This window comes from Pseudomonas marginalis (genome assembly GCF_008692035.1).
Taxonomy (GTDB): domain Bacteria; phylum Pseudomonadota; class Gammaproteobacteria; order Pseudomonadales; family Pseudomonadaceae; genus Aquipseudomonas; species Aquipseudomonas marginalis.
This window is the reverse complement of record NZ_VTFG01000002.1, coordinates 2,068,692-2,095,591: the sequence shown is the minus strand read 5'-3', so window position 1 is coordinate 2,095,591 and position 26,900 is coordinate 2,068,692. Positions and strand designations below refer to the sequence as shown.

Sequence of the window (26,900 nt, the reverse complement as noted above, 5' to 3'; positions counted from 1 at the left end):
GCAAAAGGCTAAACGGCAGGTTGGAGCAGATTCAGAAGGGTCTGACTGGGCGGGGGATTTTTGGATCAGGGAGACGGCGGGTTTACGCGTGGATGGCGAGGGTTTTCTGTAGGAGCAGATTGTGTGGTGAGGGAGCAAGCTCCCTCGCCACATCAGTGGGCGAGGAACTTGCTCAGGAACTGCCGGGTGCGTTCTTCCTTGGGGTTGGCGAACAACGCCTTGGCTTCGCCTTGCTCCACGATCACGCCCTTGTCGAAGAAGATTACCCGGTTGGCCACATCGCGGGCAAAGCTCATTTCGTGGGTGACGATGACCATGGTGCGGTTTTCTTCGGCGAGGCTGCGGATGGTCGCCAGCACTTCGCCCACCAGCTCCGGGTCCAGCGCCGAGGTGGGTTCGTCGAACAGGATCACCTCCGGTTCCATGGCCAGCGCGCGGGCAATCGCCACGCGCTGTTGCTGGCCGCCCGACAAGCGCCGTGGATAGGCGTCTTCCTTGCCCGCCAGGCCGACCCTGGCCAGCAGCTTGCGCCCAAGGGCAACAGCGGCTTCACGGGGCATCTTCTTGACCACGGTCGGCCCTTCGATGACGTTTTCCAGCGCTGTGCGGTGGGGGAACAGGTTGAAGTTCTGGAACACAAAACCCACGTGCTGGCGCAGGCGCCGCACCAGGCCTTGTTGCTGGTTGAGCGGTTTGCTGCCGTCGATCTGGATGTCGCCCACCTTGATCCGGCCGCTGGTGGGTTCTTCGAGGAAATTCAGGCAGCGCAGGAAGGTGGTCTTGCCGGAACCGCTGGGGCCGATGATGGCGACGACTTCGCCTTCCTTGACCTCCAGGTCGATGCCGTTGAGTACCACCTGACCGTTGAATTGTTTGGTCAGTTTTTCAACCACGATCATGCTTCAAGACTCCAGGTCATGCCGGTTGACCCGGTCTTCCAGGCGGTTTTGGAAATGCGCCAGGATGCTGGCCAGCACCCAGTAGATCAGGGCGGCGGACAGATACATGGTGAAAATTTCGAAGGTACGCGCAGACACCAGTTGAGCCTGGCGGAACAGTTCTGGCACCTGGATGGTGGCGGCCAGCGCGGTGTCCTTGACCAGCGAAATAAAGCTGTTGCCCAACGGTGGCAGGGCGGTGCGCATTGCCTGCGGCAGGATGGCCCGGCGCAGGGTCTGCGCACGGGTCATGCCGATACTGGCGGCGGCTTCCCATTGGCCACGCTCGATGGAGGCGATGGCGGCCCGCAGGATTTCACAGGCGTAGGCGGCCATGTTCAGCGAAAAGCCGATCATGGCGGCCGGGATCGGATCCAGCTCGATGCCCACTTGCGGCAAGCCGTAGTAGATCAAAAACAGCTGTACCAGCAAGGGCGTGCCGCGAAAGAACGACACGTAGACGCGGGCTGTCCAGCTCAGCAGTTTGAAGCGCGACAACCGCATCAAGGCCAGGCCGAAGCCCAGCAGCAAGCCGAAAAACATCCCGCCAAGGCTGAGAAGCACCGTGTAGTACGCGCCCTTGAGCAGAAAGGGCGCGGAGTCCAGCGCGAGTTGGAAACCTGCTTCCATTATTGAGTGACGTCAGCGTTGAAGTACTTCTCGGACAGCTTCTTCAAGGTGCCGTCGGCGCGCAGCTTGTCGAGGGCCTTGTTCACCGCTTCAAGCAGCTCGGGCTCGCCTTTGCGCAGGGCGATACCGGCTTCCTGGCGGGAGAAGGCGTCGCCGGCAGCGGCGGTGTCCGGGGCTTTCTTGGCGTATTCCAGGGCGGCCAGGCGGTCGATCAGGATGGCGTCGATACGGCCGATGCGCAGGTCCTGGAACTTGGTCGGGTCATCGTTATAGGTCTTGATAATAGCTTTGGGTTGGTTGTCCTTGAGCCATTGTTCGTAGTTGGTGCCCAGGCCTACCCCGACTTTCTTGCCGGCCAGGTCGTCGGCGGTCTTGATGCTGTCGACGTTCTTTTTCAGCACCAGCGCCTGGATACCGGACACGGTGTAAGGCGTGGAGAAGTCGTACTTCTTCTTGCGCTCTTCGGAGATAGTGACTTGGTTGACCACCGCATCCAGGCGCTTGGATTCCAGGGCAGCGAGGATGCCGTCCCATGGCGTGGCTTGCAGCTTGACCTTCACGCCCAGCTCTTTGGCCAGGGCCTCGGACAGCTCGACTTCGAAGCCGCTGAGTTTGCCGCTTTCATCGACGAAGCTGAACGGCGGGTAGGTGCCTTCCAGGCCAATTTTGATCTCGCCGGCCTTTTTGATGTTGCCCAGTTGCTCGCCGGCAACCGCCTGGCCCAGCCAGCCGGCGCCGAGCGCCAGACCCAAAGTGCCAACCAGCAACGTGCGACGCAATACAGAAATAGTCATGAAGAGCCCCTGTGTTTTTTATGTTGAGCGAAGCAGGTGACGCGGTAGTCGTATCCTGCCTTAAAGCGCGTAGCGCGTCTTCGCCTGCGGCGCGATGATAAAGCCGGGTTTTAAGACTTGAAAATAATATAAATCTTATTTGATATTCTATTTAGGAATATTTGGCGAGTCTAATATGGGAGGGGCAGGCCCCCTCCCACATTTAGCCCGCATTTATTCAGTTGAAAACCGAGTCATAGGCAAACAACGCCGGTGCCCCACCGGTATGCAGGAAAATAATCGGGCCATCTTCGAAGCGCTGGCGGCCGATACCGTCCAGCAAGCCGGCCATGGCCTTGCCAGTGTAGACCGGGTCCAGCAGCAGGCCTTCCTGGCTCGCCAATAGCTTGACCGCCGACAGGGTGCCGGCGTTCGGTTCACCATAACGGGGGCCGAAATATTCGTCCCACAGGATCACCTTGAACGCGTCGGGGAGGTCCACGCCGAGCAACTCGGCCGTGCGTTCGGCCAGGCCCTGTACTTTCGGGAACTGCGCTTCTTCGGTGCGCGATACGGTGATGCCGATCACGGGCAGTTGCGGCAGCACTTCACTCAAGGCCAGGGCCAGACCACTGTGGGTACCGGCGCTGCCGGAGGCCAGCACCACGGCGGCGAATTCGATACCGCTGTCTTCGATCTGTGCGGCCAGCTCCAGGCCGGCGCGTACGTAACCGAGGGCGCCGAGGGCATTGGAGCCGCCGATGGGCACCAGGTATGGCTTCTTGCCGTTGCTGCGCAGGCGATCGGCAAGGGCGTTGAGTTGGTCGTCGATGTTGTCGAGGTTTTCCACCAACTCTACCTTGGCGTCGAACAGCTCCAGCAGCAGGCGGTTGCCGTTGCTCAGGTAGTTGGGGTCTTCGGTGCCGGTGGGGTTTTCCAGCAGGGCGACGCAGCCCAGGCCGAGCCTGGCGGCGAGGGCGGCGGTCTGGCGTACGTGGTTGGACTGGATCGCGCCGGCGGTCACCAGGGTGTCGGCGCCCTGGGCGATGGCATCGGCTGCCAGGTATTCGAGTTTGCGCAGCTTGTTGCCGCCCATGGCCAGCGGCGTGGTGTCGTCGCGCTTGACGTAGATGTCGCGTCCCAACCAGGTCGACAGCCGTTCGAGTTTTTCCAGGGCGGTGGCGCCGCCGAGCAGTTCCAGGCGGTTAAAACGGTCGAGCTGTTGCTTGATCATGGCTACGCACGGTGGCTAAGGGATGGAGCGACTATAGGCAGGCACTTTTCATCGGGCAACCGTCAATCGCTTATGCCTGATGGTTCTTAGCATCACACCATTGGTTCTTAAGGGCGGCCAGGGTGGATACCGTAAAGTGATGGCCATTACGTCAGGAGTGAATACCGTGAGTGAGCGTTCCAGCCATTGGCAATTACAGACCATCGTCAGCCAACTGCGCAGCGCCCGTGACCAGTGGCGAACACGCAATGGCCGCTTGAGCGGCGAGCATGGCGGCCGCGAATTGCCGTCCCGTGAAGCCGTTGCACAGATTCTCGAGTCCCTCTGCGGTGCGTTGTTTCCGATGCGCCTGGGGCCGGCGGACTTGCGTGAAGAAAGTGAAGATTTCTACGTCGGCCATACCCTCGACGTTGCGCTGAATGCCTTGCTGGCCCAGGCGCGCCTGGAATTACGCTATGCCGCGCGCCAGGGCGGCGAGGATGACAGCCAGATCGACGCCCATGCCATCCGGCTGATCCAGGATTTCGCCCTGGCCTTGCCGTCCTTGCGCAGCCTGTTGGACACCGACGTGCTCGCCGCCTACCACGGCGACCCGGCCGCACGCAGCGTGGATGAAGTGCTGCTGTGCTACCCGGGGATCCTCGCGGTGATTCACCATCGCCTGGCCCACCACCTGTACCGCGCCGGCTTGCCGCTGCTGGCACGGATCAGTGCGGAAATCGCCCACTCGGCCACCGGCATCGATATCCACCCCGGCGCGCAGATCGGCCCGAGTTTCTTCATCGACCACGGCACGGGCGTGGTGATCGGCGAAACCGCGATCATCGGCGAGCGGGTGCGCATCTATCAGGCCGTCACCTTGGGGGCCAAGCGCTTCCCGGCGGACGAAGATGGGCAACTGCAGAAGGGCCATGCGCGCCACCCGATTGTCGAGGATGATGTGGTGATCTATGCCGGGGCGACGATCCTCGGGCGCATCACCATCGGCAAGGGCTCGACCATTGGCGGCAATGTGTGGCTGACCCGCAGTGTGCCGGCGGGGGCGAATATTACGCAGGCGAATCTGCAGCATGATGATGGGGCGCAAAAATAGCGCCGGTCTTAAAAATCACACAAAACCCTGTGGGAGGGGGCTTGCCCCCGATAGCGGAGTGTCAGTCAAAAATGAATTGGCTGAACCACCGCCATCGGGGGCAAGCCCCCTCCCACATTTTGACGGCATTTCACATGGAGCCCGTATTTCAGTCAGCAGTCGCTGAACGATTTCCTTTGCTCACCCGTCATACCACTCAGCCCTGCGATTAGCCCCAAACCGCCGATTCATGTTTAACTTGAACGTTCGTTCAAGTTAAACCCGGTGGTTCGCTGCCCGCTCACAACAGGAGGCTTACCTTTGCTGAGTCCGTTTTATACAGCCACATCCCTCACCCTCGGGGTGCATCGTTCATGAGTGCATCGTCCACCCCATCCAGCGGCCTGGTGCGCATGAATGCGCCGGTCTTCTACTTTGCCGCCACCTTCATCTTGCTGTTCGGCATCACTGTCATCGCTATCCCGCAACAGGCCGGTGCCTGGTTGCTGGCGGCGCAAAACTGGGCGGCCAACACGGTCGGCTGGTACTACATGCTGGCGATGACCCTGTATCTGGTCTTCGTGGTGGTCACCGCGCTATCGGGCTACGGCAAGATAAAACTCGGTGCCGACCACGACGAGCCCGAATTCAGTTACCTGTCCTGGGCCGGCATGCTGTTCGCCGCCGGGATCAGCATCACGTTGTTCTTCTTCTGCGTGTCCGAGCCGCTGACGCACCTGGTGCAGCCGCCCCAGGGCGAGGCCATGAATGCCGACGCCGCGCGCCAGGCCATGCAGGTGCTGTTCCTGCACTGGGGCCTGCACGGCTGGGGCGTGTTTGCGTTTGTCGGCATGGCGCTGGCGTATTTCGCCTACCGGCATAACCTGCCGCTGGCGTTGCGCTCGGCGCTGTACCCGCTGATCGGCAAGCGCATCAATGGCCCTATCGGCTATGCGGTGGATGGCTTCGGCATCATTGCCACGGTGTTCGGCCTGGGGGCCGACATGGGCTTTGGCGTGCTGCACCTCAATTCCGGCCTCGACTACCTGTTCGGCGTTGCCCACACCCAGTGGATCCAGGTCGGCTTGATCACCCTGATGATGGGCGCGGCGATCCTGGTCGCCGTGGCCGGCGTCGACAAGGGCGTGCGGGTGATGTCCGACATCAACATGCTGCTGGCCTGCGCGCTGCTGCTGTTCGTGTTGTTCGCCGGGCCGACCCAGCACTTGCTCAACACCCTGATCCAGAACATCGGTGACTACCTGGGCGCGTTGCCGACCAAGAGTTTCGATGTGTACGCCTACGACAAACCGAGCGACTGGCTGGGCGGCTGGACGGTGTTCTACTGGGCCTGGTGGATCGCATGGTCGCCATTCGTAGGCCTGTTTATCGCGCGCATTTCCCGTGGCCGGACCATCCGCGAATTCGTGTTCGGCGTGCTGCTGATCCCGCTGGGCTTCACCCTGGCGTGGATGTCGATCTTCGGCAACAGCGCCATCGACCAGGTGCTCAACCACGGCATGACCGCCCTCGGCCAGTCGGCCATCGATGATCCGTCGATGAGCCTCTACCTGCTGCTGGAAACCTACCCGTGGAGCAAAACCGTCATCGCGGTCACGGTGTTTATCAGCTTCGTGTTCTTCGTAACTTCCGCTGACTCGGGCACCGTAGTGCTGTCCACCCTCTCGTCCAAAGGCGGCAACGCCGATGAAGATGGACCGAAATGGCTGCGGGTGTTCTGGGGTGCGATGACCGCGCTGGTCACCAGTGCCTTGCTGTTTGCCGGCAGCATCGATTCGCTGAAATCGGCGGTGGTGCTGACCTCGTTGCCGTTTTCGCTGATCCTGCTGCTGATGATGTGGGGGCTGCACAAGGCCTTCTACCTCGAGTCGCAAAAGCAGATTGCGCAGTTGCATTCGCTGGCACCGGTGTCGGGCTCCCGCAAGGGCACCGGCGGTTGGCGCCAGCGTTTGAGCCAGGCCGTGCATTTCCCGTCGCGGGACGAGGTGTACCGGTTCCTTGAGACCACGGTGCGTCCGGCGATCGAAGAAGTGACGGCGGTGTTTGTCGAAAAAGGCCTCAACGTCGTCACCCAGCCCGACCCGTCCAACGACAGCGTCAGCCTGGAAATCGGCCACGGCGAAGAGCATCCGTTCGTGTACCAGGTGCAGATGCGCGGCTATTTCACGCCCTCATTTGCACGCGGCGGCATGGGGTCCAAGCAGCTCAACAATCGTCGCTACTACCGGGCGGAAGTGCACTTGAGCGAGGGCAGCCAGGACTACGACCTGGTGGGCTACACCAAGGAGCAGATCATCAACGACATCCTCGACCAGTACGAGCGCCACCTGCAGTTCCTGCACTTGGTGCGCTGACGCTCAACTCCCCGCAAAGCCCCGTTCTACGGGGCTTTCTTAAACTTAATTTCATCCGTCAAGACGCTGTTTTGACGCGTAACTGTCATCTGGCCACTGCGTAATTGTGTGAAGCGTTTGACGCTTTCATTTCAGAACAGTGACGGAGACCGGTACCCATGAAGACGTTTTTAAGCCCTGTGGTGGGAGCCGCCATGGCGAGCTTTATGCTGTCCGCCCACGCCGATTTTATCGATGACAGCCACGCCGACGTGACCCTGCTCAACCGCTATCTCAACCAGCAGGGGCGCGACGTGGTGGGCAGCAATGCCAAGGCCCATAGCATTCGGGATTGGGGCCAGGGTTTCGAATTCAACTTCAAGTCCGGCTACACCGAGGGGCCGGTGGGCTTCGGCCTCGATCTGCAGGCGTTCTACGGCCTGAAGCTCGACTCCGGCGGCGACCTCAACGACAAGGATCACCAGGGCCGCTACCCCGGCAGCATGTTCCCACTGGACAATGGCAAGTCCGCCGACCAGTTCGGCGTGCTCAGCCCGACGTTCAAGATGCGCTTTGCCAAGGATGAGTTGCGCGTCGGTACGCTGTACGGCAACAACCCGATACTCGCCAACACCGACGGGCGCCTGTACCAGCAGACCAATACCGGTGTGCAACTGGTGTCCAAGGACCTCAGCGACTTCACCTTCACCGGCGGCGATATCTTCAAGACCAAGATCCGCAACGAAACCGGCGACCAGGGCATGATCACCGCGGGCGGGACCAAAGAGAGCGACCGCTTCCTGTTCGGTGGTGCGGACTACACCGGCATACAGAACACCACTGTCAGCCTGTGGTACTCCAACCTTGAGGATTACTACCAGCAGTTCTTCCTCGGTGCCAAGCGCCATGACGCCTTGTCGGTCGGTGCGATCGATACCGACGTGCGTGTGTTCCGCAGCCTGGGTGTGGGCGGCAACGCCGACGGCGACAAGGACTTTGCCGCAGCGGGCCTGTATGGCGATGGCGTGAGCAAGGGCCGCATCAACCAGTCCACCGTCAGCCTGCTGGAAAGCTACAGCCTGGACGGCCATACCGTCGGCCTGGGCATCCAGAAAAACAGCGGCGACAGCGACTTCCCGTACCTCGACTCCGGCCTAAACAGCGGTGACGCGCGCCAAGGCCCAGGCTCGGGTGCCGACACCCCGGCGCTGACCAACATGCAGCTGAACAAATTCCAGCATGCCGGCGAACGCACCTGGCTGGCGCAGTACAAATATGACTTCGGCAAACTCGGCCTCAACGGCCTGACCTTCTCCGCCGCCTACGCCCATGGCGATGACATCCGCACCGCCCAGGGCACCACCAGTGAATGGGAGCGAAACGTGGCGGTGGCGTATCAAGTGCCGACCGGCACCCTCAAAGGCCTCGGCGTCACGTGGAAAAACGCCCATGCCAGTCCGGACATTACCGGTGCCACCGTGCAGGATGAAAACCGCTTCTATGTCAGCTATGTCGTTCCACTCTGGTAGGAAATTGCTGTAAAACGGAAGGGCAGACTTAAGCGATTCAGCTGGTTAAAAGGCCTGGGAATATCGTTATTCCCAGGCCTTATTTGCCTACGTCCAAGAGAGGATTCGATGACTTACATTGCTGCCGAAAACCGCTATGAATCTATCCCGTATCGCCGCGTAGGCCGCAGTGGACTGGTGCTGCCGGCACTGTCCCTGGGGCTGTGGCACAACTTTGGCGACAGCACGCCGATCGACACCCAGCGCGCCCTGCTGCGCACCGCGTTCGACCTGGGCATCAACCACTTCGACCTGGCCAACAACTACGGCCCACCCTACGGCAGCGCCGAGATCAACTTCGGTCGTTTGCTGCGCGAAGACTTCAAGCACTACCGCGACGAATTGATCATCTCCAGCAAGGCCGGCTGGGACATGTGGCCTGGCCCCTACGGCCAGGGCGGCGGCTCGCGCAAATACGTGCTGGCCAGCCTGGACCAGAGCCTGCAACGCCTGGGCGTCGACTACGTGGATATTTTCTACTCCCACCGTTTTGATGCCGACACGCCCCTGGAAGAAACCGCCAGCGCCCTCGCCACCGCCGTGCAACAGGGCAAGGCGTTGTACATCGGTATCTCGTCTTACTCCGGGGTGAAAACCCGCGAAATCGCCGCGCTGCTCAAAGAGTGGAAAGTCCCGCTGCTGATCCACCAACCGGCCTACAACCTGCTTAACCGCTGGGTGGAAAAAGACCTGCTGGACACCACCGAAGAACTCGGCGCCGGGGTGATTGCCTTCACGCCGCTGGCCCAGGGTTTGCTCACCGACAAGTACCTCAATGGCGTGCCGGCCGACGCACGGGTCAACCGTCCGGGTGGTGGTTCGTTGCAGGCCAAGCACCTGTCTGAAACCAACATCGCCCACGTGCGTGCGTTGAATGAAATCGCCCAGCGCCGTGGCCAAAGCCTGGCGCAATTGGCGCTGGCCTGGACCCTGCGCGATCCACGGGTGACCAGCGCGCTGATCGGCGCCAGCCGGCCGGAGCAGATCATCGAGAACGTCGGCGCGTTGAAGAACTTGAGCTTCAGCGCGGAAGAACTGGCGGAGATCGATCGGTTTGCGCAGGAAGGCGGAATTAACTTGTGGGAAAAGCCATCCAGCGCTGAATAACCTGACACCACTGGGTCAATGTGGGAGGGGGCTTGCCCCCGATGGCGGTGTGTCAGTCACTTGATTAGTTGACTGACCCAGAGCTATCGGGGGCAAGCCCCCTCCCACATTTGATTTGCAGTGTGGCTTAGAACGGCACATCCCCAAGAATCGTCGCTCGATGCATCACCCGCCGTTGCGGCCGGTAGTCATCCACCGCGTAATGCTGCGTCACGCGGTTATCCCAGAACGCCACGTCGTTCTCCTGCCAGCGCCAGCGGAGGGTGAATTCCGGGCGTGTCGCGTGGGCGAACAGCAGCTTGAGGATCGCCTCGCTTTCCGCCGGTTCCAGTTCATTGATCCTGGTGGTAAACCCATCACTGACAAACAGCGACTTACGCCCGCTCACCGGATGCGTGCGCACGACCGGGTGCGACAGCGGTGGGTTTTTCCTGCGGGTTTCTTCCCAGCGCGCCAGGTCTTCGGCGCTGTTGCCAAAGCGTTCCAGCGGAAAGGATTTGGTGAAGTCGTGGGTAGCCGTCAGCCCATCGAGCAACCGCTTCAACGGCTCGGACAGCGCCTCGTACGCCGCGATGCCACTGGCCCACAGCGTATCGCCGCCGTACGCCGGCAGCAGCTTGGCACTCAGCACCGCGCCGAGGGCCGGGGTGGGCAGGAAGGTCACATCGGTGTGCCATACGGCGTTGTCGCGCACGTCGGTGACGGCGGTGTCGAGGATCAGCACTTCGGGCTGTTCCGGCACGTTGGGGTAGATCGGATGGATGTGCAGGTCACCGAAGTTCGCCGCGAACCGCGCCTGTTGCTGCGGGGTGATCGGCTGGCCACGGAAGAACAGCACCGAATGGCTGAGCAACGCCTGTTCGATGGCATCGCGGTGTTCGGCGCTCAGCGGCCGGGTAATATCGACGCCACTGATCTGGGCGCCCAGGGCGGTGCTCAAGGGGGTAACGGTCAGGCTGCTCATGCTGTTCTCACTCAATGTGCCTGGCCATGCCAAGGCACTAACTTACGCTGCAGGGCGCGCAGGCCCATTTCCATGGCGAAGGCGATCAGGGCGATCACCAGGATCCCCAGCACCACCACATCGGTCACCAGGAACTGCGCCGCCGACTGCACCATGAAACCCAGGCCGCTGGTGGCCGCGATCAGTTCGGCGGCGACCAGGGTCGACCAGCCCACACCCAGGCCGATGCGCACCCCGGTGAGGATGTCGGGCAGGGCGCTCGGCAAGATCACATGGCGAATCAGCTGCGCACGGGTGGCGCCCAACGACTGCGCCGCCCGCAGCTTGGCCGGGTCGACGGTGCGTACGCCGGTCGCGGTGGCGATGGCAATCGGCGCGAAGATCGCCAGGTAAATCAGCAGCACCTTGGACAGCTCGCCGATACCGCACCAGATCACGATCAACGGCAGGTAAGCCAGGGGCGGAATCGGCCGGTAAAACTCGATCAGCGGGTCGAGAATGCCGCGGGCGATGCGGTTGGCGCCGATGGCAATGCCTACCGGCACGGCGGTCAGCACCGCGAAGCCCAGGCCCAGGCCGATCCGGCTGAGGCTCGCGCCCAGGTGCTGCCACAAGGTGGAATCCATATAGCCCGTGGTCGCCAGCAGCCAGCCTTTTTGCAGCACGGCCGAGGGCGGTGGCAGGAACAACGGTTCGATCAGGCCGGTGGCGGTGACGGCCCACCAGAGGGCCAGCAAGGCCACCAGGGTCAACAGGCTGATCCAGCGTGTACTCAGGCTGCGACGCACAGGAATGACCGCGTGCGCCACCGGCTTGGCAGCGGTGGCGGAGAGTTCGTAGCTGCTCATGCGTACACCTGCCGTTGCGAGAACACTTTGCCCAGCACGTGTTCGCGGGTTTCGATAAAGCGCGGGTCGGACTTGATCGCCCGCGCCGACTCACCGGCCGCATAGCGCTGGCCGAAGTCCAGGTGCAGGCGTTCGACGATCTGGCCCGGGTTGGGCGCCAGCAGGATCAGGTCGGTGGCGAGGAACACCGCTTCTTCGATGTCATGGGTAATCAGGAACACCGGCTTGGCCGTGCGCCGCCAGACTTGCAGCAACAGTTCCTGCATCTGCTCACGGGTGAAGGCATCGAGGGCGCCGAAGGGTTCGTCCATCAGCAGCACGCGCGGGTCGGCGGCCAGCGCTCGCGCCAGGCCGACACGCTGTTTCTGGCCGCCAGAAAGCTGCCAGATACGGCGGCTGTCGAAGCCGGCAAGGTCAACCAGGGCGAGCATTTCCCGGGCGCGTACTTCACGCTGCGCCTTGGGCACGCCGGCCAGTTCCAGGCCGAAACCGACGTTGGCCAGCACGTCCTGCCAGGGCAGCAGGGCGTCGTCCTGGAACACCACGCCGCGTTCGGCACTGGGGCCTTTGACCGGCATGCCATCGAGGGTGATGCGCCCGGCGGACGGTTCGACAAAGCCGGCAATCAGGTTCAACAGCGAAGTCTTGCCACTGCCGGACGGGCCGAGGGCCACCAGCAATTGCTGGGGCCCCAGGTCGAGTGAAATGTCGGACAGTACCGGTTCTGTGGCGCCTGGGTACTGTGCGCTGATGCGCTCCAGTTGTAGCAAGGCCATCGCGATGAACTCCTTGAATCAGTTAGTGATGAACTTGGCGCTGACGTAAGGGGCATAGTCCGGCAGCACGGCGTCGACCTTGCCTTGTTCCTTGAGGAACGCAGCGGTATCGGTCACGGCCTTGGTGGTCGGTGCGCCCAGCAGGGTCACCTGGTCAGCGGCCAGCGGGTAGACGTTGCCTTGCAGCAGCAGCGGGATGTCGCTGGCCTTGGCGCCGGAGAGTTTCACCAGTTTGTCGACGTTGCCTGTGTCGGCGAGCCAGGCTTGTGGGTCTTTGCGGTAGGCGGCGTAGGCATCCAGGGTGACTTTGGCGAAGGCGGTGACGATTTCCGGGTGCTTCTGCGCGAAGTCCTTGCGCACGATCCAGGCATCGAAGGTCGGCGCGCCGAACTTGGCCAGCTCGCCGGAGGTGATCAGCACCTTGCCGTTTTCCTTGGCCACGCCCAGGGCCGGGTCCCATACGTAGGTAGCGTCGATGTCACCGCGCTTCCAGGCCGCGATGATCGCCGGCGGTGCGAGGTTGAGGATGGTCACTTTCGATGGGTCGATGTTCCAGTGCTTCAGCGCGGCCAACAGGCTGTAGTGGCCGGTGGAAACGAAGGGTACGGCGACTTTCTTGCCGATCAGGTCCTGGGGACTGTTGATCCCGGAACCATTGCGCGCCACCAGGGCTTCGGCACCGCCGATCTGGGTGGCAACCAGGAAGGTTTCCACCGGCACCTTGCGGGTGATCGCAGCGGTCAGTGGGCTGGAACCGAGGTAGCCGATCTGCACGTCGCCGGAGGCGATGGCGGCGATGATGTCGGCACCATTGTCGAATTTGCGCCAGTCGATCTTGGCGTTAGTGGCTTTTTCGTACGCGCCGTCGGCCTGGGCGACTTTGGCCGGGTCTACGGTGGTCTGGTAAGCGATGGTTACATCCGCCGCCTGGGCAAACAGGCTGGCACCGGCCAGGGACAACGCGGCCAGGAGGCGCAGAGGGGTTAACAGTTTCAAGGGGAAGCTCCTCAATCAGGCGGCCGAGGATCGGCGTGTGAGGAGACTAAATGATCTAAGAATCCGAAAATAAATAACATTTTCGAATTAGCTTATGGGCGAAAGGTTGAAGCGAATCTTGAGCTTGATGAGGGCAAATGTGGGAGGGGGCAAGCCCCCTCTCACATTTTGAGCCGGGTTCGGCTTCAGTTAGTTGCTGATGGCCAGAATGCTCGCCTGGTACGAGCCGACAAACACATCAAAGTCGCCCACTTCGTTCTGCTCCAGTTCCGCCTGCTGCGCCAGCGACGTGCGCGCCAGCTCTTCAAAGCGTGCCTGCTCTTCAGCCGGCAACGGCTCGCGGCGGAAGTACTCGGCGTGCACCTCGCTCTGATGCAGGGAGAACTGCGCGAAACTCTCTTTGCGCTCGGCCATCGCCGCCAGTACCTGCGCCGAAGGGGTCAGGGACGGGTCCTTGACCTTGGCCAGTTGGGCGTCCAGCGCCTGGCTGTGTTCGGTGATGCCGTGGCTTTCATCCAGCAGCGCAGCCAGCGGGGCAATCTTCTCCAGCAGCTCGGTGGCCCATTCCTTCATGTCCACGGCCTGGCCCTTGCGCTGCAATTGCAGGCCCGGGCGCCGGCCTTCCTTGACCACGCTGAGGAAGTTGGACGTGGCGTTGCCGCACTCGTTGTCGGCGAACAGCGGGCTGTCGTTCAGCGCGCAGTACAGCAGGAATGCGTCGAGGAAACGCGACTCCGGCAGGTCGATGCCCATCGGCAGGAACGGGTTGATGTCCAGGCAGCGCACTTCGATGTACTGGATGCCACGGGCCATCAGCGCCTGGATCGGCCGCTCGCCGGTGTAGGTCACGCGCTTGGGACGGATGTTGGAGTAGTACTCGTTTTCGATCTGCAGGATGTTGGTGTTGAGCTGTACCCACTCACCGTCCTTGTGGGTGCCGACTTCGACATAGGGCGCGTAGGGCGTTGCCACCGCTTCGCGCAGGCTGTCGGTGTAGCTGGCCAGGTCGTTGTAGCACGGCGTCAGGCCGGCCTGGGCGTTGCTCTGGTAACCCAGGTCGCTCATGCGCAGGCTGGTGGCGTACGGCAGGTACAGGGTGTCGGCGTCGAGCACTTCCAATTGGTGCGAGCGACCACGCAGGAAACCCGCATCCAGGGCCGGCGATGCGCCGAACAGGTACATCAGCAGCCAGCTGTAGCGGCGGAAGTTGCGGATCAGCGCGATATAGGCCGTGGACTGATAGTCGCGGTCGGTGCCGACGAAGCCTTCAGTCTCCTTGAGCAGCGGCCACAGCTGTTCCGGCAGGGAAAAGTTGTAGTGGATGCCCGCGATGCACTGCATGGTCTTGCCGTAACGCAGGGCCAGGCCCTTGCGGTACACGTACTTGAGCTGTCCGATATTGGAGGTGCCGTAGTAGGCAATCGGAATGTCTTCCTCGGCCGGCAACGGGCACGGCATCGAGGGGCTCCACAGGTATTCGCTGCCGAGCTTGGTGTAGGCAAAGCGGTGGATCTTGTCCAGGCTGCTCAAGGTATCGGCCGGGTTGGGCAGGGCCGGAGTGATGAACTCCAGCAGCGATTCCGAGTAGTCGGTGGTGATCTGTTCATGGGTCAACGCGGCGCCCAGGGCTTCGGGGTGCGGCGTTTGCGCCAGGCGACCCTCACCGGTGACACGTAGGCATTCACGCTCGATGCCGTGCAAGCACTGCTCTAGCAGGGAGAGGTGTTCGCGCTTGCCGAGCAGGGCCAGGCGGCGGTTGAGAAGTTCGCTCAAGTTGGATTCCTTCACGCGTCAGTCGCCCCAATATGGGGGTGGGCAGGACGGTCTACAAGGGTGAAGTTAAAACTGGCGTGATCGCCTGGTTTTGAGTCGATTTGACCCGCGTTAAAAAAGCCTACTTCACTCCATGAATTGGGCTATAGCGCAGCAAGAAAATTCCGACGCTGTTATCGCAGCGCCGAAATTAACTCAAATCGGGGGCGGGGAGCTATAGGACAGCGAACGTGCCCTGTGCTTTTGCGACAAGTCTTTCGTCCTGATACACATCGGCCTCGACCACCAGCGTGCGCCGGCCGGCGTGAATCACGTGGCTGGTGCACAGCACATCGCCGTCTTCCACGGCGCGGATGTAGTTGATCTTGCATTCGATGGTCGCGCTCTGCTGGTCAAACCCATGGGCGCTGGAGCAGGCCAGCCCCATGGTGATGTCCACCAGACTGAAAATCGCCCCGCCATGGAGCTTGCCCGCGCGGTTGCGCAGGTGCGGCTCCAGGGTCAGGGCCACCTCGGCAACGCCTTCTTCGAGGCGTTGCAGGCGGCAGCCGATCAGTTCGCTGAACGCGCTCTGGGTCAAACCGGCGGGGATTTCCATCAGCGTTTCTTCAACTGCTTGGCGTTGGCGAACAGCGAGGCCATGGCGTTGTTGCTTGGCGCTGCGGTGGCGGTTTCCTTGCGCGGTTGACTGTTTTCAGAGCGGTTCTGCGACTGGCGCGGTGCCGAGCCAGGACGTGCACCACGGGCGCCGTCGATTTTTTCGCCGGGGGTGTCGCCCATGCGCATCGACAGGCCAACGCGTTTGCGCGGGATGTCGACTTCCATGACCTTGACCTTGACCACATCACCGGCTTTCACCGCTTCGCGCGGATCCTTGATGAACTTCTCCGAAAGCGCAGAGATGTGCACCAAACCGTCCTGATGCACGCCGATGTCCACAAACGCGCCGAAGTTGGTCACGTTGGTGACCACGCCTTCGAGGATCATGCCCAGTTGCAGGTCCTTGAGGTCTTCGACGCCGTCCTGGAACTCGGCGGTCTTGAACTCGGGACGCGGGTCGCGGCCAGGTTTTTCCAGCTCTTGCAGGATGTCGGTGATGGTCGGAACGCCGAAGGTTTCGTCGGTGTACTTCTTTGGATCCAGGCGCTTGAGGAATGCGGCGTCGCCGATCAGCGAGCGGATATCGCGGTCGGTCTCGGCGGCGATACGTTGCACCAACGGATAGGCTTCCGGGTGAACGGCTGACGAATCCAGCGGGTTGTCGCCGTTCATCACGCGCAGGAAGCCGGCGGCTTGCTCGAAGGTTTTTTCACCCAGGCGGGCGACTTTTTTCAGCGCGGCGCGGGTTTTGAACGCACCGTTTTCGTCGCGGTGAGTGACGATGTTCTGCGCCAGGGTGGCATTGAGGCCGGAGATACGCGCCAGCAGCGCCACGGAGGCGGTGTTCACGTCCACGCCCACGGCGTTTACGCAGTCTTCCACCACCGCATCCAGGCCGCGTGCCAGTTTCAGCTGTGACACGTCGTGCTGGTACTGGCCGACACCGATGGATTTAGGATCGATTTTCACCAGCTCTGCCAGCGGATCCTGCAGGCGACGGGCGATGGACACCGCGCCACGGATCGACACGTCGAGGTCCGGGAATTCCTTGGAGGCCAGTTCCGATGCCGAGTACACCGAAGCACCGGCTTCGGAGACCATCACCTTGGTCATCTTCATGGCTGGGTATTTTTTGATCAGTTCGGCGGCCAGCTTGTCGGTTTCACGGCTGGCAGTGCCGTTGCCGATGGCGATCAGGTCCACCGCATGCTTGGCGCACAGGGCGGCCAGGATGGCGAGGGTCTGGTCCCACTTGTTGTGCGGAACGTGTGGGTACACGGTGGCGTGGTCCAGCAGCTTGCCGGTGGCATCGACCACGGCGACCTTGCAGCCGGTACGCAGGCCCGGGTCGAGGCCCAGGGTGGCACGTGGACCGGCCGGGGCGGCCAGCAGCAGGTCGTGCAGGTTGTGGGCGAAGACGTTGATCGCCTCGGTTTCGGCGCCGTCGCGCAACTCGCCGAGCAGGTCGGTTTCCAGGTGGGTGTAGAGCTTGACCTTCCAGGTCCAGCGCACGACTTCACCGAGCCACTTGTCCGCAGGACGATTCTGATTCTGGATGCCGAATTGTTGGCCGATCATGCCTTCACACGGGTGCATGGTGCCCGGCAGTTCGTCGCCGACTTTCAGCGCAGAGCTGAGAATGCCTTCGTTGCGGCCACGGAAAATCGCCAGCGCACGGTGGGACGGCATGCTTTTCAGCGGTTCGTCGTGTTCGAAGTAGTCGCGGAACTTGGCGCCTTCTTCCTCTTTGCCGGCGATGACGCGGGCGCTGAGGGTGGCTTCCTGTTTCAGGTAGTTGCGCAGTTTTTCCAGCAGGTTGGCGTCTTCGGCGAAGCGCTCCATCAGGATGTACTTGGCGCCTTCGAGGGCGGCCTTGACGTCGGCAACGCCTTTTTCGGTGTTGATGAAGCGCGCGGCTTCGGTCTCCGGGGTCAGCGACGGGTCGTTGAACAGGCCGTCGGCCAGTTCGCCCAGGCCGGCTTCCAGGGCAATCTGGCCCTTGGTGCGGCGCTTCTGTTTGTACGGCAGGTAAAGGTCTTCGAGGCGGGTCTTGGTGTCGGCGAGCTTGATATCGCGTTCCAGCTGAGGCGTCAGCTTGCCCTGTTCCTCGATGCTGGCGAGGATGCTGATACGCCGTTCGTCGAGTTCTCGCAGGTAGCGCAGGCGTTCTTCAAGGTGCCGCAGCTGGATGTCGTCGAGGCTGCCGGTCACTTCTTTCCGGTAACGGGCGATGAAGGGCACCGTGGAGCCTTCATCCAGTAGAGCGACGGCCGCTTCGACCTGTTGTGGGCGTACGCCGAGTTCTTCGGCGATGCGGCTGTTGATGCTGTCCATAAAACCACCTGAAATTCTGAAAAGCAGCCCGCAGGCCCGGAAAACAAGGCCTTGCGCGGCTGGTTGAGCGGCCCGACCGGCGCCGCTACCTGGGTCAAGAGGCAGCCTATTGACCCTCGAAATCGAAAAAATCACGACAAGCGGGGAAAAAAAGCCCGGCAGTAAACGGCAACGATCTGACGTTGCCCTGCACGAAGGCGCCGCATTATAACCAGCGTTCTGCCCTTGGGGGGTACTGCGCCAGTGGTTGGAAGGCGAGGGTTCGCTGGCAGTAGAGGAAAAATCTGCTAACAATGCACACGGTGCGTATAACGGCAGCTACGCCATAATGCGCGCCGAGATAAGAGGAGCATCCAATGAGCAGCACTGCACAAACTGCTGAAGGCGAAAAAATTCTCATCGTTGATGATGATCCGGGGCTTAGCAGCCTGCTGGAGCGTTTCTTCAACTCCAAGGGCTACCGTGCCCGCGCGGTGCCGAACACCGAGCAGATGGACCGTCTCCTGGGGCGTGAAGTATTCAACCTGGTCGTACTCGACCTGATGCTGCCCGGCGAAGACGGCCTCACCGCCTGCAAGCGCCTGCGTGGCGCTAACAACCAGATTCCAATCATCATGCTGACCGCCAAGGGCGATGAGCTGAGCCGCATCAAGGGCCTCGAGCTGGGCGCTGATGACTACCTGGCCAAACCCTTCAACCCAGACGAGTTGATGGCGCGGGTCAAAGCCGTGTTGCGTCGTCAGGCACCGCCGGTACCGGGCGCGCCGGGCAGCGAAGACGAAAGTGTTACCTTTGGCGACTACGAACTGTCGCTGGCAACCCGCGAGCTCAAGCGTGGCGACGAAGTGCACATGCTCACCACCGGTGAATTCGCCGTGCTCAAGGCCCTGGTGATGAACGCGCGTCAGCCGCTGACCCGCGACAAACTGATGAACCTGGCACGCGGTCGCGAATGGGACGCCCTGGAGCGCTCCATCGACGTGCAGATTTCCCGTCTGCGCCGGATGATCGAGCCGGACCCGTCCAAACCTCGGTATATCCAGACGGTATGGGGTGTGGGCTATGTGTTTGTGCCGGATGGCACCGCAACCAAGTGACCGATGATTTGCAGGGCGGGCATCCTGGCGCTTGACTCCATGAGGGTCGACGGGATGCCCGGCGTCTGCAATTCTGCGAGCGCCGCTCGTTCCAGCAAGGTGTCCAGCTGTCTTCTATGAAAACCCCTCTGTGGTTCCCGCAAAGTTTCTTCTCCCGCACCCTTTGGCTGGTGCTGATCGTCGTGCTGTTTTCCAAGGCGCTGACACTGGTTTATCTGCTGATGAACGAAGACGTGCTGGTGGACCGGCAGTACAGCCACGGTGTCGCCCTGACGCTGCGTGGTTACTGGGCCGTAGACCCTGAGAACCGCGAAAAGGTCGCCAAGGCCTCGACGTTGACCCGCGTTGACGGGGCTGGTGTACCCGAGGGTGAGCAGCATTGGCCCTACAGCGAGATCTACCAGCGCCAGATGCAGGCCGAACTGGGCGAGGACACCGAGGTGCGCTTGCGCATGCATGTTTCACCTGCGCTGTGGGTAAGGGCGCCGAGCCTTGGCGATGCCTGGATCAAGGTTCCGCTGTATCCGCACCCTTTGCGGGGGCAGAAGATCTGGAACGTGTTGGGCTGGTTCCTGGCCATCGGCTTGCTTTCCACCGCGTCGGCGTGGATTTTCGTTCGCCAGCTCAACCAACCGCTTAAACGCCTGGTGTTTGCCGCCCGCCAATTGGGCCAGGGGCGCAGCGTGCGCCTGCCGGTCAGCGATACGCCCAGTGAAATGACCGAGGTGTATGGCGCCTTCAACCAGATGGCGGAGGATGTCGAACAGGCCGGGCGCGAGCGCGAGCTGATGCTGGCGGGGGTGTCCCATGACTTGCGCACGCCTTTGACGCGATTGCGCCTGTCCCTGGAGCTGATGGGCAACCATAGCGACCTCACCGACGACATGGTTCGCGACATCGAAGACATGGACGCGATTCTCGACCAGTTCCTGGCGTTTATTCGCGATGGTCGTGACGAGGTGGTGGAGGAAGTCGATCTCACGGACCTGGTGCGTGAGGTTGTCGCGCCCTACAACCAGAATGGCGAGCAAGTGCGCATGCGCCTTGAGCCGATCCAGCCGTTTGCGTTGCGTCGGGTGTCGATGAAGCGCCTGCTGAACAACCTGATCGGCAACGCTTTGCACCACGCCGGTTCGGATGTTGAAGTGGCTGCGTATGTGTCTGGCGACAGTGCTGCGCCGTACGTGGTGCTGAGTGTGATGGACCGGGGGGCGGGCATCGATCCGGACGAGCTGGAGGGTATCTTCAACCCCTTCACCCGTGGCGACCGTGCCCGGGGTGGCAAAGGGACCGGCTTGGGGCTGGCGATCGTGCGGCGGATTGCGTCGATGCACGGCGGCAATGTCGAGTTGCGTAACCGCGACGGCGGTGGCCTTGAGGCGCGGGTACGCTTGCCGCTTGGGCTTATGCTGCCAAGGGATGCGGTCTAGAAACAGCTGCAAGTTTCAAGCTTGAAGCCGCAAGAGAAAGGCGCACAGCTTTTGCCCTTTCTTGCAGCTTATAGCTTGAAGCTGACAGCTCCCGTCTCTAACCCTTGCCCTTGGTCCTGGTCATATTCGGTCCACCATTCTTCTCCAGATGTTGGATGATGATCCCCGCCACATCCTTCCCAGTGGTGGTCTCTATCCCTTCCAGGCCCGGCGACGAGTTCACCTCCATCACCAGTGGCCCATGGTTGGAGCGCAGGATATCCACACCCGCCACTGCCAACCCCATGACCTTGGCCGCCCGCAGCGCGGTCATGCGTTCTTCCGGGGTGATCTTGATCAGGCTGGCGCTGCCGCCACGGTGCAGGTTGGAGCGGAACTCTCCGGGCTTGGCCTGGCGCTTCATGGCTGCGATCACCTTGTCGCCCACCACGAAGCAGCGAATATCCGCACCGCCGGCTTCCTTGATGTACTCCTGGACCATGATGTTCTGCTTGAGGCCCATGAATGCCTCGATCACGGATTCCGCTGCAGTCGCGGTTTCACACAGCACCACACCGATGCCCTGGGTGCCTTCCAGCACCTTGATCACCAGCGGCGCGCCGTTGACCATTTCGATCAGGTCGGGAATGTCGTCGGGGGAGTGGGCAAAGCCGGTGACCGGCAGGCCGATGCCCCGCCGCGAGAGCAGTTGCAACGAGCGTAATTTGTCCCGCGAGCGTGCAATGGCCACGGATTCATTGAGGGGGAAGACCCCCATCATTTCGAACTGGCGCAACACGGCGCAGCCATAGAACGTCACCGAGGCGCCAATCCGCGGGATCACCGCATCAAACCCCTCCAGCGGTTTACCGCGGTAATGGATCTGCGGCTTGTGGCTGGCAATGTTCATATAGGCACGCAGCGTGTCGATCACCACCATTTCGTGGCCACGTTCGGTGCCGGCCTCGACCAGGCGGCGGGTGGAATACAGACGCGGGTTTCGCGACAGCACAGCAATCTTCATGCAGCACCTGGGGCAGAAATAGTAGAGACCGGGAACACCGGCTTGTCTTGAACGTACTTGACGCCGGGATTGACCACCAGGTGGCCGTCAATCAGCGCCTTGGAACCCAGCAACAGGCGGTAACGCATGGCTTTGCGGCAGGCCAGGGTGAACTCCACCCGCCATACCCGATCACCCAGTGCCAGGGTGGTGCTGATCACGTAGCGCACCTGCGCATGGCCATTGGAGCTCTTGATGGTTTTCATGGTCACCAGGGGCGCTTCGCAGCGGCGGTGACGCAGTTGCACAACGCTGCCCAGGTGCGCGGTAAAGCGCACCCACTTCTCACCGTCGCGCTCAAAAGGCTCGATGTCGGTGGCATGCAGGCTGGAGGTGCTGGCACCGGTGTCGATCTTGGCACGCAGGCCTGCCACTCCCAAGTCGGGAAGTGCCACCCACTCACGCAGACCTACAACGGTCAAATGGTCAAATGTCTTCAATATGGGTAACCGGTCAATTCGCCCACGCCTGAGGAGAAACCTCGGCCAGGGCTTTGAATGCAGGCCTGGCGAACCAGTAGCCTTGCATCAGAAATATTCCGCAGTCAGACAGAAAGTCGCGCTCGCCGGCACTTTCGATGCCTTCGGCGATGACAGTAACGTTCAACTGCTCACAGATTGTGACAATCCCCTGGACGATCACCTGGCGGACACGATCCTGGTCGACATCGCGGATCAGCGCCATGTCGAGTTTGATCAAGTCAGGTTGGAAATCGGCCAGCAGATTCAGCCCCGAATAGCCCGCGCCGAAGTCGTCGATGGCGGTCTTGAAGCCGAACTCGCGGTATTCACGCAGAATATTCGTCAAATGGCGATAGTTATCTACATGCTCGCTTTCCAGTGTTTCGAAAATCAGTTGGTTCAGCGGGAAGTTGTGCGCGCGAGCTGCCTCTAGGGTGCTGCGGATGCACAACTCCGGACGGTACACGGCGTTGGGCATGAAGTTGATGGAAAGGTGGGTTTGCATCCCAAGGGCCGCAGCACCGGCGATCGCCTGGGTGCGGCAGCGCTGGTCGAAGCGGTAGCGGTTGCTGTCATTGACCTTCTCCAGTACCGACATCGCCCCTTCGCCCTGTGTACCGCGCACCAAGGCTTCGTGGGCAAAAATCGAATGGTCCCGAAGGTCTACGATAGGCTGGTAGGCGAAAGCAAACTCGAAACCCAGGGGTTCGCTTTGCTGGCAGCCTGCGCAACGCTGTTCAGGCGAGGTGAGTGAAGTGGGAAAGTCGGTCACGGCGTATCCTCGCGAAAACAGGGTGCTACCTGGCGTATCTTAGGTGAGCCTTGAGGTTTATGCGTCGAAGGGTTTCAACGTTACAGTTGCGACATTTGTCAGAGCGAGGAATTCAAGTGGCTCAAAAGCAGGAAGAGGAAGAAAAGGTCCGTCTGGACAAGTGGCTTTGGGCAGCGCGTTTCTTCAAGACACGTGCCTTGGCCAAGGCCGCGATTGAGAGCGGCAAGGTGCATCACCGAGGCGAGCGCTGTAAACCGGGCAAAGAGCCACGTGTCGGTGATGAGCTGCAGATTCGGATAGGTTTTGACGAAAAGACCGTGGTGGTTCAGGCACTTTCCATTGTGCGCCGTGGCGCCCCCGAAGCGCAGGCGCTGTACACCGAAACCGAAGCCAGCATTGCCAGGCGCGAAAATGCGGCGGCCCTGCGCAAGGCGGGCGCCACGGGGATGACCACCGATGGCAAGCCGAGCAAGAAGCAGCGCCGCGACCTGTTCAAGTTTCGCGGCAGTGGCAATGATGACTGATTGCGCAGCGGCCCATTCAAATGTGGGAGGGGGCTTGCAGCGTTAAGGGGAGGTGCGCACGACGCTCAATCCACTGATCACTGGCAGCTTGCCAAGTAACCTGAAGATCGGCGTCGTCACGTGTAACAACGCGGCCGACACCTTCGCTGCAAACGGCGTGTAACAACCCCAGCCCAACGCCAACAGTGCCAGCAGCACCCCGCCGATGTAATCGTCCTGCCCCCAATGCGCGCCCGCTACCAGCCGCGGCATCATGAACAACAGCGCCAGGCCCCAGATCACCAGCACCTGGCCGATGCGCTTGGCGAACACGCTCATGAACATTGCCCAGATCAGCAACACCGAGGCGTGATCCCCCGGAAAGCTTTGGCTTGAGCGGTCCTTCAGCTCCCAGGTCTTCTCCAGCCCCGGGAAATAGTCGCTCATCTGGATCGCCCCGGCGATGACCATCGACGGGCTGCTGTGTTGCCAGCCCATCTGCGCCGCGAGTTTGGAAAACAGCATGCGGATAAACAGCAAGAGCAACAAAATACCGACAAAACCTAACAGGGCCTGGCGTACCTGCGCGGCTTTGAACACCCAGTCGCCGCGAATCAGCAGCATCAGCAGGATCACCCCGACCACCGCATCAAACGGCCGCAGACTGGCCACGGCCCACACGTGCAGCCATGTCGCGTTGCTCGCCAGCGGGTCGTTGAGAAGGTGAAACAGCCACTCGTCGAAAATCACACAGAGCATCTGCCCCGTGGGCCATAGCCAAAAACACAGCAGCCCGATAGCGAGTAGATTGCACAGAGCCCATCGCCGGAGGTTCCACTTGGCTTGGAACAAACCCGGATTGTTCATAAACTGTCCCTCTTCGCTCTAAATAAGCTCTCTGTTTCCAGGAGAAAGCCGCACCAAGATGGTGCTAAAGCGTTTAATTTTATAAACCTTGTAACCAATTTGTCATCAATTCAGATACCCAGACCTATGACTGATCTACCGGATACCGACTTCACCCAACGCTTCATCTTCGACGAGAGCGACGCCCGCGGCGAAATGGTTTCGTTGGAGCGCAGCTACGCCGAAGTCCTCGCCAAGCACCCCTATCCGGAGCCGGTCGCACAACTGCTCGGTGAGCTGATGGCCGCTGCTGCGTTGCTGGTGGGTACCATGAAGTTCGACGGTTTGCTGATCCTGCAAGCCCGTTCCGAAGGGCCGATTCCGCTGTTGATGATCGAGTGCTCCAGCGAGCGCGAAATCCGAGGCCTGGCCCGTTATGAAGCCGACCAGATTGCCCCGGACGCCAGCCTCGCCGAGCTGATGCCCAACGGCGTCCTGGCGCTCACCGTCGACCCGACCTCAGGCCAGCGTTACCAGGGCATCGTCGACCTCGACGGCAAGACGCTGTCGGAATGCTTCACCAACTATTTCGTGATGTCCCAGCAAGTGGGCACCAAGTTCTGGCTTAACGCCGACGGCAAGCGCGCCCGTGGCATGTTGCTGCAACAACTGCCGGCCGACCGTATCAAGGACGACGAAGATCGCGCTGAAAGCTGGCGGCACTGCATTGCCTTGGCCGATACCCTGAAAGCCGAAGAACTGCTGGGTCTGGACAACGAAACCATCCTGCACCGCCTGTACCACGAAGACCCCGTGCGCCTGTTCGACGCGCAGACGCTGCACTTCCACTGCAGCTGCTCCCGCGAGCGTTCGGGCAACGCCCTGGTCAGCCTGGGCCTGGAAGATGCGCAGAACCTGGTGGTGGAACACGGTGGCAATATCGAGATCGACTGCCAGTTCTGCAACGAGCGCTACCTGTTCGACGCTGCCGATGTAGCGCAATTGTTCGCGGGCGCAGGCATCGACACGCCTTCCGACACCCGCCACTAAAACGTTTAAGCACAGGTAAATCACCTGTCAAATGCCGGATTAGAGGCGTTCTGACGGGAGGGCCCTACTCTTTTTGGGCTTTTCTGGCATAATCCGGCCCACTTTTTTCGCGGTAGTAGTGCGCAACTTTCTACTACAAAACGTTTGGAGCACTCGGCCACAGGCCGACGGGGAACCTCATGACGCAAGCCAATAACGCCGTATACACCGATCTGAGTGTTGACGATCTGGTCAAAGAAGCCCTGCAGCGCGGTGAAGGCGTGCTTGCCGATACCGGCGCGCTGGTCGTGGAAACCGGTCACCGTACCGGCCGTTCGCCAGTCGACCGTTTCATCGTTGAAGAGCCTTCCACCCAGGATTCCATCGCCTGGGGCCCGATCAACCGCAAGTTCCCGGCCGACAAGTTCGATGCCCTGTGGGCCCGCGTCGAGGCGTTCAACAACGCGCAAGAGCATTTCGTTTCCCACGTTCACGTAGGGGCTGCCGAAGACCACTACCTGGCCGTGAAAATGACCACCCAGACTGCCTGGCAGAACCTGTTCGGTCGTTGCCTGTTCATCAACCCGGCCCAGTACAACCCGGCCGGTCGTGACGAGTGGCAAGTGCTCAACGTGGCCAACTTCGAGTGCGTGCCAGAGCGTGACGGCACCAACTCCGATGGTTGTGTGATCCTCAACTTCGCCCAGAAAAAAGTGCTGATCGCCGGCATGCGCTACGCCGGTGAAATGAAGAAAGCCATGTTCTCGGTGCAGAACTACCTGCTGCCGGCTTCCGACGTACTGCCGATGCACTGCGCCGCCAACATTGGCGAAGCAGGCGACGTGACCCTGTTCTTCGGTCTGTCGGGTACCGGCAAGACCACCCTGTCCGCCGACGAAAGCCGCTACCTGATCGGTGACGACGAACACGGCTGGGGCGAAGGCGTGGTGTTCAACATCGAAGGCGGTTGCTATGCCAAGTGCATCGACCTGTCCGAGAAGAACGAGCCGGTTATCTGGAAAGCCATCAAGCACGGCGCCGTGCTGGAAAACGTCGTGATCGACGAGGCCAAGCACGCCGACTATGCCGATGTCAGCCTGACCCAGAACAGCCGCGCCGCCTACCCGCTGGAGCACGTTGCCAAGCGTTCCGAGAAGAACCTGGGCGGCGAGCCAAACGCGGTGATCTTCCTGACCTGCGACCTGACCGGCGTACTGCCGCCCGTGTCCATCCTCAGCGAAGAACAAGCGGCCTACCACTTCCTGTCCGGCTACACCGCGCTGGTGGGCTCGACCGAAATGGGTTCGGGCAGCGGCATCAAGTCGACCTTCTCCACCTGCTTTGGCGCGCCGTTCTTCCCACGCCCGGCCGGCGAATACGCAGAGCTGCTGATCAAGCGCATCCGCGGCTTCGGCTCCAAGGTCTACCTGGTCAACACCGGCTGGACCGGCGGCGGCTACGGCGTTGGCAAGCGCTTCAACATCCCGACCACGCGCGGCGTGATCGCAGCGATCCAGAGCGGCGCTCTGATCGGTGCTGAAACCGAACACCTCGACACCATCAACCTCGATGTGCCATTGGCCGTACCGGGCGTTGAGACCGGCCTGTTGAACCCACGTAACACCTGGGCAGACAAGGCGGCTTACGATGAAGCAGCGAAGGCGCTGGCTGGTCTGTTCATCGAGAACTTCAAGAAGTTTGAAGTGAGTGATGCGATCAAGGCTGCGGGTCCGAAGTTGTAAGACTCGGTCGC

At 61.3% G+C, this 26,900-nt stretch carries 24 protein-coding genes; 9 read left to right on the top strand and 15 right to left on the bottom strand.

Features of this window, described 5'->3' with window-relative positions; translation table 11 throughout:
* Positions 1-152: 152 nt before the first annotated feature.
* The 4 genes from tcyN to FX984_RS29815 all read right to left on the bottom strand — a co-directional run bounded on the left by tcyN (position 153) and on the right by FX984_RS29815 (position 3,575).
* Complete coding sequence (gene tcyN / locus FX984_RS29830; protein WP_027607834.1) at positions 153-899, bottom strand: L-cystine ABC transporter ATP-binding protein TcyN; 747 nt, start codon at positions 897-899, stop codon at positions 153-155.
* 3 nt (positions 900-902) lie between these two features.
* Positions 903-1,568, bottom strand: a complete 666-nt coding sequence (tcyL, locus tag FX984_RS29825) for a cystine ABC transporter permease (protein WP_027607833.1) — start codon at positions 1,566-1,568, stop codon at positions 903-905.
* The gene (tcyJ, locus tag FX984_RS29820; RefSeq protein ID WP_146476787.1) at positions 1,568-2,362 is read right to left on the bottom strand and encodes a cystine ABC transporter substrate-binding protein; all 795 of its coding nucleotides are present in this window, start codon (positions 2,360-2,362) and stop codon (positions 1,568-1,570) included. Before tcyJ ends, tcyL begins: the two co-directional genes overlap by 1 nt.
* A gap of 217 nt (positions 2,363-2,579) precedes the next feature.
* The gene (locus tag FX984_RS29815; RefSeq protein ID WP_146476788.1) at positions 2,580-3,575 is read right to left on the bottom strand and encodes a D-cysteine desulfhydrase; all 996 of its coding nucleotides are present in this window, start codon (positions 3,573-3,575) and stop codon (positions 2,580-2,582) included.
* Between the two features lie 166 nt (positions 3,576-3,741).
* Between FX984_RS29815 and epsC the strand changes: the two genes are divergently transcribed.
* The 4 genes from epsC to mgrA all read left to right on the top strand — a co-directional run bounded on the left by epsC (position 3,742) and on the right by mgrA (position 9,676).
* Positions 3,742-4,668, top strand: a complete 927-nt coding sequence (gene epsC, locus FX984_RS29810; RefSeq protein ID WP_027607830.1) for a serine O-acetyltransferase EpsC — start codon at positions 3,742-3,744, stop codon at positions 4,666-4,668.
* A 392-nt stretch (positions 4,669-5,060) separates the two neighbouring features.
* Entirely contained in the window at positions 5,061-7,022 is a 1,962-nt protein-coding gene (gene betT / locus FX984_RS29805) for a choline transporter BetT (RefSeq protein ID WP_162844283.1), read from the top strand.
* 158 nt (positions 7,023-7,180) lie between these two features.
* Positions 7,181-8,530: an OprD family outer membrane porin gene (locus FX984_RS29800; RefSeq protein WP_043293797.1), complete on the top strand. Its 1,350-nt coding sequence runs from the start codon at positions 7,181-7,183 to the stop codon at positions 8,528-8,530.
* A gap of 108 nt (positions 8,531-8,638) precedes the next feature.
* On the top strand, positions 8,639-9,676 hold the full coding sequence (mgrA, locus tag FX984_RS29795) for an L-glyceraldehyde 3-phosphate reductase (protein WP_027607827.1): 1,038 nt from the start codon (positions 8,639-8,641) through the stop codon (positions 9,674-9,676).
* Between the two features lie 127 nt (positions 9,677-9,803).
* Here the strand turns inward: mgrA and tauD are convergent, their stop codons facing one another.
* From tauD to FX984_RS29760, 7 genes are all read right to left on the bottom strand, one after another.
* A complete protein-coding gene (gene tauD, locus FX984_RS29790; RefSeq protein WP_146476789.1) occupies positions 9,804-10,640 on the bottom strand; it encodes a taurine dioxygenase in 837 nt (278 codons plus the stop codon).
* A gap of 11 nt (positions 10,641-10,651) precedes the next feature.
* Positions 10,652-11,488: a taurine ABC transporter permease TauC gene (gene tauC, locus FX984_RS29785; RefSeq protein ID WP_146476790.1), complete on the bottom strand. Its 837-nt coding sequence runs from the start codon at positions 11,486-11,488 to the stop codon at positions 10,652-10,654.
* The gene (gene tauB / locus FX984_RS29780; protein ID WP_146476791.1) at positions 11,485-12,264 is read right to left on the bottom strand and encodes a taurine ABC transporter ATP-binding subunit; all 780 of its coding nucleotides are present in this window, start codon (positions 12,262-12,264) and stop codon (positions 11,485-11,487) included. Before tauB ends, tauC begins: the two co-directional genes overlap by 4 nt.
* An 18-nt stretch (positions 12,265-12,282) precedes the next feature.
* Complete coding sequence (gene tauA / locus FX984_RS29775) at positions 12,283-13,260, bottom strand: taurine ABC transporter substrate-binding protein (protein WP_027605154.1); 978 nt, start codon at positions 13,258-13,260, stop codon at positions 12,283-12,285.
* Between the two features lie 189 nt (positions 13,261-13,449).
* A complete protein-coding gene (gene gshA, locus FX984_RS29770) occupies positions 13,450-15,033 on the bottom strand; it encodes a glutamate--cysteine ligase (protein ID WP_027605153.1) in 1,584 nt (527 codons plus the stop codon).
* A gap of 214 nt (positions 15,034-15,247) precedes the next feature.
* The gene (locus tag FX984_RS29765) at positions 15,248-15,631 is read right to left on the bottom strand and encodes a PaaI family thioesterase (protein ID WP_051429334.1); all 384 of its coding nucleotides are present in this window, start codon (positions 15,629-15,631) and stop codon (positions 15,248-15,250) included.
* Positions 15,631-17,967, bottom strand: coding sequence for a Tex family protein (locus FX984_RS29760; protein ID WP_027605152.1), 2,337 nt, complete (start codon positions 17,965-17,967; stop codon positions 15,631-15,633). Before FX984_RS29760 ends, FX984_RS29765 begins: the two co-directional genes overlap by 1 nt.
* A gap of 356 nt (positions 17,968-18,323) precedes the next feature.
* Here FX984_RS29760 and ompR point away from each other — a divergent pair, with 356 nt between their 5' ends.
* The gene (gene ompR, locus FX984_RS29755) at positions 18,324-19,064 is read left to right on the top strand and encodes an osmolarity response regulator transcription factor OmpR (RefSeq protein ID WP_015373500.1); all 741 of its coding nucleotides are present in this window, start codon (positions 18,324-18,326) and stop codon (positions 19,062-19,064) included.
* Between the two features lie 116 nt (positions 19,065-19,180).
* Entirely contained in the window at positions 19,181-20,494 is a 1,314-nt protein-coding gene (locus tag FX984_RS29750; protein WP_027605151.1) for an ATP-binding protein, read from the top strand.
* A 97-nt stretch (positions 20,495-20,591) separates the two neighbouring features.
* On the opposite strand, the gene rimK is transcribed toward FX984_RS29750, so the two are convergent.
* Genes rimK through rimA form a run of 3 tightly spaced genes read right to left on the bottom strand, consistent with a single transcriptional unit; the run spans position 20,592 to position 22,769 of the window.
* Complete coding sequence (rimK, locus tag FX984_RS29745; RefSeq protein WP_003171022.1) at positions 20,592-21,497, bottom strand: 30S ribosomal protein S6--L-glutamate ligase; 906 nt, start codon at positions 21,495-21,497, stop codon at positions 20,592-20,594.
* Positions 21,494-21,976, bottom strand: a complete 483-nt coding sequence (rimB, locus tag FX984_RS29740) for a retropepsin-like aspartic endopeptidase RimB (protein ID WP_017526050.1) — start codon at positions 21,974-21,976, stop codon at positions 21,494-21,496. The genes rimK and rimB overlap by 4 nt, the downstream gene beginning before the upstream one ends.
* Positions 21,977-21,989: 13 nt before the next feature.
* Positions 21,990-22,769 (bottom strand): S6 modification regulatory phosphodiesterase RimA, encoded by a 780-nt coding sequence (gene rimA / locus FX984_RS29735; RefSeq protein WP_027605150.1) that lies wholly within the window; start codon positions 22,767-22,769, stop codon positions 21,990-21,992.
* A 116-nt stretch (positions 22,770-22,885) separates the two neighbouring features.
* On the opposite strand from rimA, the gene FX984_RS29730 reads away from it, so the two are divergent.
* Entirely contained in the window at positions 22,886-23,293 is a 408-nt protein-coding gene (locus FX984_RS29730) for an RNA-binding S4 domain-containing protein (protein ID WP_027605149.1), read from the top strand.
* A 42-nt stretch (positions 23,294-23,335) separates the two neighbouring features.
* Here the strand turns inward: FX984_RS29730 and FX984_RS29725 are convergent, their stop codons facing one another.
* The gene (locus tag FX984_RS29725; RefSeq protein ID WP_027605148.1) at positions 23,336-24,139 is read right to left on the bottom strand and encodes a phosphatase PAP2 family protein; all 804 of its coding nucleotides are present in this window, start codon (positions 24,137-24,139) and stop codon (positions 23,336-23,338) included.
* Positions 24,140-24,265: 126 nt separating this feature from the next.
* Here FX984_RS29725 and hslO point away from each other — a divergent pair, with 126 nt between their 5' ends.
* Together hslO and FX984_RS29715 are read left to right on the top strand one after the other, a co-directional pair.
* Positions 24,266-25,168, top strand: coding sequence for an Hsp33 family molecular chaperone HslO (gene hslO, locus FX984_RS29720; RefSeq protein ID WP_027605147.1), 903 nt, complete (start codon positions 24,266-24,268; stop codon positions 25,166-25,168).
* Positions 25,169-25,347: 179 nt separating this feature from the next.
* On the top strand, positions 25,348-26,889 hold the full coding sequence (locus FX984_RS29715; RefSeq protein WP_027605146.1) for a phosphoenolpyruvate carboxykinase: 1,542 nt from the start codon (positions 25,348-25,350) through the stop codon (positions 26,887-26,889).
* Positions 26,890-26,900 lie beyond the last annotated feature (11 nt).